At 67.7% G+C, this 12,659-nt stretch carries 10 protein-coding genes; 5 read left to right on the top strand and 5 right to left on the bottom strand.

Translation table 11 applies throughout. The annotated features are described in order from the left end of the window. Window positions 1–250 (top strand): ABC transporter ATP-binding protein (locus tag VGT00_13635; GenBank protein HEV8532455.1); only part of this gene is annotated, 250 nt, incomplete at its 5' end. A gap of 201 nt (window positions 251–451) precedes the next feature. Next, window positions 452–772 carry a hypothetical protein gene (locus tag VGT00_13630; protein HEV8532454.1) on the top strand — a complete coding sequence of 107 codons (321 nt, stop codon included), beginning with the start codon at window positions 452–454 and terminating at the stop codon, window positions 770–772. Between the two features lie 138 nt (window positions 773–910). On the opposite strand, the gene VGT00_13625 is transcribed toward VGT00_13630, so the two are convergent. From VGT00_13625 to VGT00_13605, 5 genes are all read right to left on the bottom strand, one after another. Continuing rightward, the gene (locus VGT00_13625; protein HEV8532453.1) at window positions 911–1,396 is read right to left on the bottom strand and encodes a GNAT family N-acetyltransferase; all 486 of its coding nucleotides are present in this window, start codon (window positions 1,394–1,396) and stop codon (window positions 911–913) included. 223 nt (window positions 1,397–1,619) lie between these two features. After that, the gene (locus VGT00_13620) at window positions 1,620–2,606 is read right to left on the bottom strand and encodes an NADPH:quinone oxidoreductase family protein (GenBank protein ID HEV8532452.1); all 987 of its coding nucleotides are present in this window, start codon (window positions 2,604–2,606) and stop codon (window positions 1,620–1,622) included. After that, window positions 2,603–3,109, bottom strand: coding sequence for a methylated-DNA--[protein]-cysteine S-methyltransferase (locus tag VGT00_13615; protein ID HEV8532451.1), 507 nt, complete (start codon window positions 3,107–3,109; stop codon window positions 2,603–2,605). Before VGT00_13615 ends, VGT00_13620 begins: the two co-directional genes overlap by 4 nt. A gap of 17 nt (window positions 3,110–3,126) precedes the next feature. Continuing rightward, window positions 3,127–3,549, bottom strand: coding sequence for a PPOX class F420-dependent oxidoreductase (locus tag VGT00_13610; protein HEV8532450.1), 423 nt, complete (start codon window positions 3,547–3,549; stop codon window positions 3,127–3,129). Next, window positions 3,546–7,160, bottom strand: a complete 3,615-nt coding sequence (locus VGT00_13605; protein ID HEV8532449.1) for an adenylate/guanylate cyclase domain-containing protein — start codon at window positions 7,158–7,160, stop codon at window positions 3,546–3,548. The genes VGT00_13610 and VGT00_13605 overlap by 4 nt, the downstream gene beginning before the upstream one ends. Window positions 7,161–7,604: 444 nt before the next feature. Here VGT00_13605 and VGT00_13600 point away from each other — a divergent pair, with 444 nt between their 5' ends. The 3 genes from VGT00_13600 (at window position 7,605) to VGT00_13590 (ending at window position 12,659) form a co-directional block, all read left to right on the top strand. Then, window positions 7,605–10,325, top strand: coding sequence for a GAF domain-containing protein (locus VGT00_13600; protein ID HEV8532448.1), 2,721 nt, complete (start codon window positions 7,605–7,607; stop codon window positions 10,323–10,325). 229 nt (window positions 10,326–10,554) lie between these two features. Further along, window positions 10,555–11,772 carry an ABC transporter substrate-binding protein gene (locus VGT00_13595; protein HEV8532447.1) on the top strand — a complete coding sequence of 406 codons (1,218 nt, stop codon included), beginning with the start codon at window positions 10,555–10,557 and terminating at the stop codon, window positions 11,770–11,772. Between the two features lie 5 nt (window positions 11,773–11,777). Continuing rightward, a complete protein-coding gene (locus VGT00_13590; protein HEV8532446.1) occupies window positions 11,778–12,659 on the top strand; it encodes a branched-chain amino acid ABC transporter permease in 882 nt (293 codons plus the stop codon).

Here is a 12,659-nt window from a genome sequence, read left to right as displayed (position 1 = left end):
GACGAAGGAGCTGTTCAAGAATCCGCGGCACCCCTACACCAAAGCCCTCTTCTCGGCCGCCCTTCCCGCGCACCCGGACATCACTCGAGAGGAGATCATCCTGCCTGGAGAAGTCCCCTCGCCCATCAACCCGCCCTCGGGCTGCCGTTTCCATCCCCGCTGTCCCTTCGTCATGCCCCACTGCGCAGAGAAGGAGCCCGAGCTGAAAGAAATCGCCACCGATCATCTGGTGGCGTGTCACCTCTACTAAACTCGAGCCAGGGCCAGACCTGGCCTCTCGCGCTGTTCAACGTCCGCCCTTCCCCGGCTTCACGCACACCCTGCTGCCCCTGCTCAGCCGCGGCCTCCTCATCGTCTCCGACGAGGCCACGCAGGATGGCGGCAAGGACTGGCCCAAGCTGGTCTGGGTCGTGGACGTGCGCGACGAGACCAACCCCGTGCCCATTGCGACGTGCCCGCTGCCCCCGTCGCCGAGTTCAAGGGACGCGGTGGTCGGTACGGCGCCCACAACTTGCATGAGAACCGGCCGGCCCCCGGCGCGTGGGCGTCGGAGACGACCATCCTCGGCACTTTCTTCAACGGCGGCGTACGCGCCTTCGATCTCTCCGATCCCTTCCGGCCCACGGAAGCCGCGTACTACATCCCCGCGGCGCCGCCCGGCTCCCGGGCGGGCGCCGCGCAGATCAACGACGTCTTCGTCGATGAGCGCGGCGTGGTCTACGCCGTCGATCGCTTCACCGGTGGTCTCTACGTGCTCGAGCTCACGCGGTGACCGCCACCGCTAGGAGGCTGTCCAAGTGACTGTTGTGCCTCCGCGAGCAAGGACATTCCGCTTCGAGCGCCGGCTTCGCCGGCGCAATCTGTTAGGGGGGAGGTTTCGGAAGGGGGGCGGAGCCCCCCTCCGAGCTATCTAGAGATCCTTGGCCATGCAGACACTCAACGGGGATCCGACGTACTCGCCGAATAGGGCAATTCTCGAGAAGCCAGTGCGCTCGTAGAGCGCGATGGCCTCGGGCTGACGAAGGCCGGTCTCGAGGACGAGGCGAGCCATGCCGAGCCCCCGGGCCTCCGCCTCGAGCGCGGCAAGAAGAGCACGGCCGACCCCGCGGCTCCGCTCCGCCGGGTTGACATACATCCGCTTGATCTCGGCGGTTCGCTCCTCGATGCGTCGAACCGCCCCGCATCCCACGGGCTCTCCCGCCACCGAGGCGATCAGGAATGCCCCTCGGCCGTCCACCACCTCCTCGGCGTCGAGGCGGAAATGGGTGGCGCCTTCTTCGGGATAGCGACTCGATAGCTCGGCGTTCAGCGCCTCGATGAGGGCGCGCGCTTCCGGCGCGAGAATGTCGGAACGCTGGATGGTCAGGCCGGTCGGCGCTGCCTCTTTGCCCATCATGCTCCTCCTGAGCTTTCCGTCCGCTCACTACCTCGCCGCTCGAAGAACGTAGCACACGCAACGCCGCCCTCGAGCGAAGCATCATCAATTGCAGCGCCAGCTGACTGCGCCCCCTCACCCTGCCCTCTCCCCCTCGACGGGGGAGAGGGATTCTTTCTCTGAAACCCTCTCCCCCATCGGGGGAGAGGGCAGGGTGAGGGGGCGATCTCTCGGCACAGAGTGTCTACGCCTGATCCGTCGTCAGCACCACGCGCCCGATCGCTTTGCGATCGCTGAGGAGATGCATCGCCTCGGCGAATCGCTCCAGGGGGAGGATGGCCGAGATGTGCGGCTTCAGCTTGCCGGCTGCGGCCAACTCGAACAGCGCCTCGATGGCGGCCTTGCGAAGCGCCGGATTGCGGCGGCCGGCCTCGCCGGCGCGCACGCCGACCACGGAGCAGCCCTTCATCAGGACGAGATTGGCCTTCACGGTGGGGAGGGTGCCGCTCGCGAAGCCGACGGTGAGCAATCGCCCGCCGAAGGCGATACAGCGCAGCGACTGCTCGAAGACGGCGCCGCCCACGGGATCGTAGATGACATCGGCGCCCGCGCCACCCGTGATGCGCTTGACCGCTTCCGGGAAAGGCTCGGCTTCGTAGTTGATCCCATGATCGGCGCCGCGGCTCTTCGCGGCGGCCAGCTTCTCCTCGCTCGAGGCGGTGGCGATGACGGTGGCGCCCAGGAGCTTGCCGAGCTCCACGGCGGCCAGCCCCACGCCCCCCGCGGCGCCGTGGACGAGCAGCGTTTCGCCTGCGGCAAGGTGCCCTCGCTGGACGAGGCCGTGATAGGCGGTGTGCGAGGCGACTAGAAAGGAGGCGCCCTCGGCAAAACTGAAGTCCGAAGGTAGCGGCTCAAGCTGGGCCGGCTCGACTACCGCTTCCTCGGCATAGCAGCCGAAGCGCTGATGGACGATGACGCGATCCCCGGCGGCCACGCCGCGCGCCTCGGGACCTGACTCGATGACTTCGCCCGCCCCCTCGAATCCCGGGGTGAAGGGACGCTCCGGCTTGAGCTGGTATAGTCCCGCGGCCATCAAGACGTCGGGAAAATTGACGCCGGCGGCCCGGATCCGCACCCGGACCTGCCCGGGTCCGAGCGCCTTCCGTGGTATCTCCTCGACGGCCATGAGCTCGGGTGGCCCGAGCTCGCGACACACCACCGCGCGAATCAGAGGATGGCGCCCTCGTGGCGCAGCAGCCACTGCTTGCGCGCGAGCCCGCCCGCATAGCCCGTGAGGGAGCCGTCGCGGCCCACCAGGCGATGGCAGGGGACCACGATGGAGAGGGGATTCCGGGAGTTGGCGAGCCCTACCGCCCGTGAAGCGTTCGGGCCGCCGAGCAGGGCGGCCAGCTCACCGTAGGTGCGGGTGGACCCGGGAGGAATCGCGCGAAGCTCCGCCCACACGCGACGCTGGAACGCCGTGCCGTCCGTGTCCACCACGATGTCGTCCAGCACGGCATAGTCCTTGGCGAAGTATGCGCGGAGCTTCTCGCTGATGCCGAGGGGGTTGTCCTCGTGGACCAGGGCAAAATCCTCGAAGCGGCGCGAGAGCAGCGTCTTCATGCGTTCGTCAGCGTCCGCGAAATCGACGGCGCACAGCCCGCTCGGACGGGTGACGATGACGAGGGGGCCGATCTCGGACTCGACGGTGTCGGTGTGGAGCTCGGTGACCATGGCGCGCTTCAGCATGGTCAGGCCGGCGAATGCGTGAAGGGCAGCCGGGTGAAGCGCTGCCGCTCGATCTCGATCACCAGCACGATGCGCTCGGCGGGATTCTGTCGCATGGGGAACTCTTTGCCCGTGTACTTGCGCGCCACGCGGTCCATGATCTTGAAATCCGCGTCCTTCCAGCGCTCGGCCACGCGGCCCCGGAGCTGGGCCTCCGCATAGGGATTGTCGAAGGCTACGATGGACATGCCCACCCGGGAGTCCCGGCGCGTGTTCTTGGCCTTGAGGGAGTTTTCGCCGGTGCACACGAGGATGCGATCGCCCTCGAGGTCGACCCAGACGGGCGCCACCTGGGGCGAGCCATCGGGCATGAGAGTGGCCAGGTGCGCGAAGTTGGCACCTCGGACGAGGACCTTGACGTCGTCCGACAGGGCGATGCCCTTCACGAGGCGTCGGCCCCGCCGCCCGCGCTCTCCGTGGGCAGGATGACGAAGCCGCGCTCGCGCAGGTTGGTGTCCACGTCCGCGTGCTGACGTCGCTCGCTCTGCCGGCGCTCCTCGGTGGCGGCGCCGCGGCTCTGCCGCCGCTCGCTCACGCGCCGGTCCATGATGATGCGCACGCGGTCCTGGCCGCTGAACTCGCGCTGGAGGTATTCGTAGAGCTGCGGGTTGTAGCGCGCCACGATGAAGATCTCGCCGACTTGCATCATCTCCTCCCCACACTTCTTCACCCAGAACGGCACGTCCATCTCGCGGAACAGCGTGAAGGCGGCGACCAGATGCTCCTCGGCCCGCAGGCGGTCGCCGAGGAGTCGGCAGACCCTCCCCCAGCCCATGCGCACGTGGGCCACGAGCGGCTGCATCTTGAGCTCTTCGGCGATGGCGAGGGCCTGGCGATAGTGCTCCTCGGCCTGGGCAAGCCCCGGGCCGCCCTCGCGGCTGGCCACCTCGCCCAAGAGCCGCCACGCCCAGGCCTGGTGCCCCCGCTCCTTGTGCGCGACGGCGAGGTCGAGGGCGTGCCGCGCCGCTTCGCCCGCGCGCGCGGGCTCGCCGGCCGCGAGGAGGCCCTCGGCCTTGTGAAGGGTCCACAGGGACAGGTAGGCGTTGATGCCGAGCACCTCGCTCAAGTGCACGCCGTCCTCGAGGAGGGGCAGGGCGGAGTCGACGTGGCCGCGCAGGGCCAGCGTCAAGCCCAGGAGCGAGGAGGGAATGGGCCGCCACACGTCCAGGTGCTTCTCGCGGCAGGCGTCCAGGCTGGGCTGGAGCAGCTCGCGCGCGCGGTCGAGATGGCCGCGCCGGAGCCACACGAGCCCGGCCAGCGTGCGCGCGATCGTCTGGCCATACACGTGCCCCGCCTCATCCGCGGCCCGCATGGCCTGGTCGGCGCAGGCATCGGCCGCGTGGAAATCGCCCAGCTCGGCCAGGGTGAAGGCCAGCCACCCGCTCGAGGTGACATAGGAGATGGCGGTCTGCGTGCCCGTGTCCGTCTCGCGCGTGCGCTCGAGGGCCTCGACATTCTGTCGCAGGATGAACTCCGCGCGCCGGTACTGGCCTTGCGCGTGGCAGCTGTAGCCGAGATAGCCGCGGGCCAGCGCCTGCAGCCCGAGGTCCTGCGTGGCATCCGCGATGCGCAGGCAGCGCTCGCCGTAGTCGATGGCCAGATCCGGCTCGCCCTTCAGGTAATGGTAGTTGACGAGATAGCTGTAGACCCGCGCCAGGCGCGACTCGTCGCCGAGCTCGGTCCCGAGCTGCTCGGCTTCCTTCGAGAGCTGGAGGACCTCGGGCAGGCGGCCGAGCTGCAGGAGGGGCGGGCGCAGCTCGAGCCGGATGTCGATGGCCTGCTCGAGCTTGGCCCGCCCGTCCGGCAGGTGGACGAGGATCTGCAAGGCCTGCTCGAGGAGGGCGACCGCCTCCTCGTTGCCGGCACGCGAGGCGGCCTTGGCCGCGGCCTGGCGGAGATAGGCCGCCGCTTTTCCCCAGACCTCTCCGCGGACGGCGTGATGGGCGAGCCGGTCCACGTGCTCGCCCAGGCGCTCGGCCTGCACGCGCTCGAGGGCGTCCACCACGCGCGCATGCAAGGTGCGCCGCCGCCCCTGGAGCAGCGAGGCGTAGGAGACGTCGTGGGTGAGGGCGTGCTTGAACGTGTACTCGAGCGTCGGGAACAGGCTGGTCTCGTAGATGAACTCCGCGGCCTGGAGCCGCATGAGCCCGCCGCGCAGGGGTTCATCCGCCAGCTCGGCGATGGCCTCGAGCAGCGCGAAGGAGATGTCCTTGCCGATGACGGAGGCAGCCTGAAGCAGCCGCTTGTCCTCGGGCTGGAGCCGGTCGATGCGCGCGGCGAGCACGGCCTGCACAGTGGGCGGCATCTGCAGAGTCCCCACGGACTTGGCCATCTTGTACTGCCCCCGCTCGCCCTGGAGGGCCTTGGTCTCGACGAGCGACTGGACGCATTCCTCGAGGAAGAAGGGATTGCCCTCGGTCTGCCTGACCAGGAGCTGCTTGATGGGGGCCAGGGCCGCATCGGTGCCCAGGAGGGCCTGCAGGAGCTCCTCGGCGCTCTCGGGCTGGAGCGGATCCATGCGGAACTGGGTGTAGTAGCTCTTGCCCCCCCAGCCGTGGGTGTATTCCGGCCGGTAGTTCACCATCAGCAAGATGCGCGCGGCGGGCAGGCTCTCCACCAGACTGTCGAGGAAGGCCTGGGTCTCCGAGTCGACCCAGTTGAGATTCTCGAAGATGACGAGGAGCGGCTGCACCTGGCTCTCGCGCAGGAGGAGACGCTTGAGGGCGTCGAGGGTCCGCCGGCGGCGCTCGCGCGGGTCGGGCTCCTGCCACTCGCCGTCGTCCATGGGCACGTCGAGGAGCGAGAGGAAGACGGGGATGGTGGGGCGCAGCGTCTCGTCGAGCGTGAGGAGCTTGCCCGTGATCTTCTCGCGGATGCGGCGGGCATCGTCGTGGTCCCCGATGCCGAAGTACGTCTTGAGCAGGTCGCTCACGGGCAGATACGAGTTCATCTTGGCGTAGGAGACCGGCGAGCTCTCGAGGACGAGCCAGCCGTGCGTGCGGTGAGAGTGGGTGAACTCCCAGAAGAGGCGCGACTTGCCGACGCCGGGCTCGCCCGCCACCGCCACGAGCTGCCCCTGTCCCGCGTACGCCTTCTCGAGCGTCTGACGCAGCCGGACCAGCTCGTTGTCGCGCCCCACGAAGGGCGTCAGTCCGCGCGCGGCCGCCGCCTGCAGCCGCGAGCGCACGGCGCCGGCGCGCACGATCTCGAATACCTCGACCGTCTCCGCCAGGCCTCGCACGGGCACGGGCCCGAGCGGCCGGACCTCGATGTAGCCCTCGGCCAGCCGCAGCGTGTCCTTGGTCATGAGGGCGGTGCCCGGGCGCGCGAGCTGCTCCATCCGGGCGGCCAGATGCGTGGTCTGGCCGATGGCGGAGTAGTCCATGTGCAGATCGCTGTCGATCGCCCGCACCACCACCTCGCCCGAATTGATGCCCACGCGGATCTGGACGTCGATGCCCTGGGTCCGGCGGAGCTCGTCGGCGTACCAGCCGACCGTCTCCTGCATCCGGAGCGACGCATGGCAGGCCCGCACGGCGTGGTCCTCGTGGCCCACGGGCGCCCCGAAGAGGGCCATGATGCCGTCGCCCATGACCTGGTTGACCGTGCCCTCGTAGCGATGCACGGCTTCCATCATCCGCTCGAGCACCGGATCGAGAAGCTTGCGCGCTTCCTCGGGATCGCGGTCGGCCAGGAGCTCCATCGAGCCCTTGAGGTCGGCGAAGAGCACGGTGACGAGCTTGCGCTCACCCTCGAGATGGGCGCGCGCCGTGAGGATCTTGTCCGCGAGGTGCTTGGGCGTATAGGACTGCGGATCACCGAAGCGGGTGGGGGTGGGCGCCGCGCCCGGCAGCGCCGCGCCGCAGGCGCCGCAGAACCGGCTGCCCTGGGCGGTCTCGGCATTGCAGGAGGGACAGGTCGTGGCCAGACGCCCGCCGCACTGCTCGCAGAACCGGGCGCCTTCGCGGCTGGAAGCCTGACAGCGAGGACACGTCACAGGGCAACCTCCCGCAAAATAGGCACATCTCGCACCTGATGACAGAGGAGTGTAGCCATGGCCGCGAGCCCGGTCAACAGGCCCCGCAATGCCCGGGAGAGCGACGCTCTCTGCGCTCAGAGCCAATGCGGGCGGGCCTGGACGAGAGCGAGCCTCCCGCATTTTCAGTGAAGGGAAAGCTCCGCAAATAGTTGTCACAGGCTCTCCCGAAAGTGTTGATCCAGCCCCGACCGCTGATCACCGTCATGGAGCGCCGTCGTGGAATTTCCGCCGCCACTTCAGCTAGTTAGTCAGCGCCCACCGAATGCGTATCCATGGCATGGAGCTTGCGACACCCTTGTCCGGGTCATTGTGACGGACCGAAAGAGGCCCAATAAGCGCACTGGACATGAGCCTCGACCCTTGACGGCTGGATCTTCGAGAGAGGACGTGATGGCCGCACCTATGCCGGAGCTGGCGACCCTTCCGCCGCGGCTCGAGACACTGCTGGAGATGAGCCGTCAGCTCTCACGGATCCTGCCCCTGGATGCGCTCCTGGGGAAGATGGCCGAGGCGTGCGGGTCTCTCCTCGACTCGGACTCGGTGGGTATTCGAGTGGTGGACGGTGATGACCTCGTGCTCATGGGCGTGTGGGGTGATGCGCACAGGGCGATGCCGACGCCGCGGATCAAGATCGGCGAGAGCCTGACCGGTACCGTGGTGGCCACGGGAAAGCCCCTCCTCCTGTCGGATCCCGCAAACGATCCGCGCATCGCCCCGGCCAGTCGGATCGCCTATCTGCGCGGCGGCTATCGCGCGTTTCTCGGCGTGCCCCTGAAGATCGGCGAACAGGTGCTGGGGGCGCTGAGCATTCGCACCCTGCGCGCCGAGGGTTTCTCCTCCGAGGACGTGTCGATCGCCACCGCCTTTGCCGCTCAAGCGGCCATCGCCCTCGACAATGCCCGTCTCTATCGGGAGGCCGAGGCCCGCGCGGACAAGCTCAAAGCGCTCAGCGCGTTGACGCGCCTGATGACCTCGGCGGAGGGCGCTCGCGAGGTGTGTCAGGCCGTGGCGCGGGCAGCCACGAGCTTGCTGGGGGCGGCGAGCACTCGGGTATCGGTCGCGGACCCCACCGCCCGCGTGCTTCGCACCGAGGGCGGGTTCAGTCTCGATCCTCACATCGAGCAGATCGTGACCGAGGTCCCGGTGATCCCGTATGGAGAAGGGCTGACCGGACGCATCGCCGAGTCACGGACCCCCGACTTCATCCTCGACATCGGCCAGGACCCCCAGTTGCGGAATCGGCGGCTGTCCTCCGTGGCGGGGCTCCGCGGCTTCGCCGGCCTTCCCTTGATCGCCGACGACCAGACGGTTGGGGTGCTGGCCATCTTCTTCCGCGAGCCCCGGTCGTTCACATCCGAAGAACAAGAGCTGATGGCGCTTCTCGCCGACCAGGCGGCCATCGCCATCCGCAATGCCCGGATGCGGCAGGCCTTGCAAACTCGTCAGAGCCATCTGGAGGCTCTCCTCGAAGTGAGCCGGCAGCTCTCGAAGATTCAGCCCGTGGAATCTCTGCTCGCGACCATCTCCGAGGCCTGCGGGCGGCTCCTCGACTCGGAATCGGTTGGTTTCCGACGGGTGGAAGGCGATGAGCTCGTGCTCGCCGGCTCGTGGGGCGATGCCAAGGAGGTTCTGGTCACCTCACGTCTCAAGGTCGGGGAAAGCCTGTCCGGGAGAGTCGCTGTGGGAGGCGAGCCTCTGCTCGTGGCGGACCTCGCGAATGATCACCGGGTCACCGCCGCTCATCGGGAGAGCTGCTCCCGACGCGGTTATCGAGCCATGCTCGCCGTGCCCGTCAAGGTGGGGGAACGCGTGGTGGGCGTGCTCACCATTCTCTCCCGGCGGCCGGAGGGGTTCTGCGCCGAGGATCTGATCATGGCCACGGCCTTCGCCGCTCAGGCCGCTGTCGCGCTGGAGAATAGTCGTCTCTACCAGGAGACCCAGCGAGCGTACGAGGAGCTCGCCCAGACCCAGGGCCAGCTGGCCCAGGCCGGCAAGATGGAAGCCATCGGGCATCTGGCCGGTGGGGTCGCCCACGACTTCAACAATCTCCTCATGGTGATCATGGGTCGAACGGAGCTCCTCCTGAATGACCTGGACGCCACGGATCCGAAGCGTTCGACGGCCAAGATCATCGAGCAGACGGCACAGCGGGCCGCCGACCTGACGCGTCAGCTCCTCGCCTTCAGCCGGAAGCAGGTGCTGAATCCGGTGGTGCTGGACCTGAATGCCGTGGTCCCGAAGATGGGCGAGATGCTCCGGCGCTTGATCGGAGAAGACATCGACCTCGTCACCGTCCTCGGCTCGGCCCTCGGGCACGTGAAAGCCGACCCCGGGCAGATCGAGCAGATCATCATGAATCTGGCCGTCAACGCCAGGGACGCGATGCCGGAGGGAGGCCGGCTCACCCTCGAGACGGCCAACGTCGATCTGGATGCCGGCTATGCCCGCAAGCACGTGGGGGCCCGCCCCGGCCCGCACGTCATGCTGGCCCTGAGCGACACCGGCATCGGCATGGATGCGCAGACGCAGGCGCACATTTTCGAGCCCTTCTTCACGACCAAAGGACCCCGCAAGGGCACCGGTCTGGGCCTGGCCATGGTCTATGGCATCGTCAAGCAGAGCGGCGGCAATATCTGGGTCTATAGCGAGCCCGGAAAAGGCGCCTCTTTCAAGATCTATCTGCCTCGAATCGAGGAGCCGATCGACGATAGCCATGCCGGATCTTCGCTCCCTGCGCCTGCGCACGGCGTCGAGACCATTCTGCTCGTCGAGGACGAGGACACGGTGCGAGACTTGACGCGCGACATTCTCGAGGCGCACGGCTACACCGTGCTCGAGGCCCGTCACGGCGCCGAGGCGCTCAGGATCTCCGAGCAGCACTCGGGAGCGATCGATCTCATGCTCACGGACGTGGTGATGCCGGAGATGGGCGGGCGCGAGGTGGCGGAGCGGCTTGCCGTCCAGCGACCCGAGACCAAGGTCCTGTACATGTCGGGCTACACCGACAGCGCCGTCGTGCATCACGGCGTGCTGGATGCGAGCACGGCATTCCTTCAGAAGCCGTTCTCGGCGACCGTGCTCGTCCGGAAGCTGCGCGAGATCCTCGGCGTCCACCCCGCCTAAGTAGCTCGGAGGGGGGCTCCGCCCCCCTTCCGGAACCTCCCCCCGGACAGATTGCCCCGGCGAAGCCGGCGCTCGAAGCGGAACATCCCTGCTCGCGAGGGCATGGAATTACTTCGACAGACGCCTAACCGGTGACCCCGATCGGCCGTGATTGACAGGCCTGGGGCCCGTCTCCTATCATGGCGCGCATTCAGGCTCGACGTTTCCCTCAAGGCAGAGGAGGCCTCCCATGAACCGGCGCTCATTCCTCGCTGGCACCTCCGCGGCCATCGCCACCGCCGCCTTCCCGGCTGCTCTTCGCGCCCAGGGCGGCGACCCGATCCGCATCGGCTGCCCGCTGCCCCTGACCGGGCCCTTCGCGGCCCTGGCCGCGGACATGCAGCGTGGCGCGCAACTCGCCGTGGACGAGCTCAACGCGAAGGGCGGCATCATGGGCCGCAAGGTCGAGGTGCTCTTCCGCGACGACGAGCTCAAGCCAGCCGTCGGCGCCCAGCGCACCAAGGAGCTGATCGAGAACCAGAAGTGCCAGTTCATCGTCGGCGGCCTCGCCGCGCATGTCCAGATGGCCATCAATGAGCAGACCAAGAAAGCCAAGGTTCTCTTCATCTCCACCAGTCAGTCCGACGAGATCAGCGCCAAGCCCGACACGAGCCCGATCACCTTCCACGTGGCCCTCAACCCCACCATCACCTCGCGCGTGATGGGCACCTGGACCGCCCAGAACCTCGGCAAGAAGTGGTGGATCATCTACGCCGACTACGCCTGGGGCAAGCAGAACAACGCGGTGCTCCAGGACACGCTCCAGAAAAACGGTGGCACCCTGCTCGGCGCCACCCCGTACCCGCTCGGCAGCGCGGAGTTCTCGGCCCACCTGCCGAAGATCCAGGCGGCCAAGCCCGACGTGCTGATGTCGGTGACGCCCGGCGCGGACAATATCGCCTTCCTCAAGCAGGCGCGGAGCTTCGGGATGGACAAGACCATGAAGCTCGCCCAGCCGCTTCTGTGGATCTCTTACCTGAAAGAAGGTGGGCCGGAGCTCTACTCGGACATCTACGGCTCGATCAACTGGTACTGGGAGCTGCAGGACACGGTTCCGTCGGCGAAGAAGTTCGTCGAGGCGTCCATGAAGAAGTTCAATATGCCGCCCGGCGACTACGGCGCGTACTCCTACTCGGGGGTGCTTGAGGTCGCGCGCGGGGTCGAGCTGGCCAAATCGACCGACTCGGAAGCCGTGGCGAACGCGCTCAGGAAAAGCCCCGTCTACGACCACTACAAGGGCAAGGAGTGGTGGCGGGCCTGCGACAACAAGGCCATGCAGGACATGTGGATCGTCAAGGGGCGCGGCCCCGGCAAGACCAAGGGCGAGTGGGGGCTGATGGACATGGTCACCAAGGTGGCCGCGGACGAGAAGTATGACCGGACCTGCGCCGAGAAGGGGTTCGTCTAGGCCCGATGGAGTTCTCGCTCGCCGCGGTCCTGCCCCAGATCTTCACCGGTCTGGTGCTGGGGATGCTCTTCGTGCTGCTCGCGATCGGCTTGTCGCTGATCTTCGGGCTCATGACCGTGGTCAATTTCTCGCACGGGGCGCTCTACATGCTGGGCGCCTACTTCACCGTCTTCTTTCTCGGCCTCACGCGCAACTTCTGGCTGGCCCTGCTGCTGGCCCCGCTCATGGTGGGGACGTTCGGGCTCCTCGTCGAGCGCTTCCTCATCCGGAGGCTCTACGGGCGGCGCCCGGACGATCCGCTCCTCCTCACCTTCGGGCTTTCGCTCGTGCTCATCGAGACCGCCAAGCTCATCTGGGGGAAGATCGGGCTCACCCTCGATCCTCCCCGTGAGCTGGGCGGGGCCGTCAACCTGGGCTTCATGGCGTTCCCCGCGTACCGCCTCTTCGTCATCGCGGTCACCGTGGTCGTGCTGCTCGCCCTCTGGGCCTTCCTCACGCGGACCAACGTCGGCCTCATCATCCGCGCGGGCTCGCGCGATCCGCTGATCGTCCGCGCCCTCGGCATCGACCTCAACCGCATCTGGCTCCTCGTCTTCGGCATCGGCTGCGCCTTGGCAGGCCTCGCGGGATCGCTTGCCGGCCCGATGCGGGGCGCCTACGCGGATATGGGCGTCACCATGGTCATCGAATCCTTCGTGGTGGTGGTCGTGGGCGGGATGGGCAGCCTTCTCGGCGCGGTGGTGGCCGGAATCATGATGGGACAGGTGGTGGGCATCACCACCTTCTTCGCGCCCAAGCTCGCCGAGATCATGGTCTTCGTCGTGATGGCGGTGGTCCTCCTTGTCCGGCCCAGCGGGATCTTCGGCGAGGCCGGGCTGGGAGAGTGA

It is taken from the genome of Candidatus Methylomirabilota bacterium, assembly GCA_036002485.1.
Classification (GTDB): domain Bacteria; phylum Methylomirabilota; class Methylomirabilia; order Rokubacteriales; family CSP1-6; genus AR37.
The sequence above is the reverse complement of the archived record's forward strand: the minus strand, read 5'-3'. Positions and strand labels throughout refer to the sequence as shown.

Coding starts and splice junctions, on each gene's coding strand:
- VGT00_13600 (HEV8532448.1), top strand. CDS start 7,605: ATGCCGGAGCTGGCGACCCTTCCGCCGCGGCTCGAGACACTGCTGGAG.
- VGT00_13625 (HEV8532453.1), bottom strand. CDS start 1,396: ATGATGGGCAAAGAGGCAGCGCCGACCGGCCTGACCATCCAGCGTTCC.
- VGT00_13595 (HEV8532447.1), top strand. CDS start 10,555: ATGAACCGGCGCTCATTCCTCGCTGGCACCTCCGCGGCCATCGCCACC.
- VGT00_13590 (HEV8532446.1), top strand. CDS start 11,778: ATGGAGTTCTCGCTCGCCGCGGTCCTGCCCCAGATCTTCACCGGTCTG.
- VGT00_13615 (HEV8532451.1), bottom strand. CDS start 3,109: ATGGTCACCGAGCTCCACACCGACACCGTCGAGTCCGAGATCGGCCCC.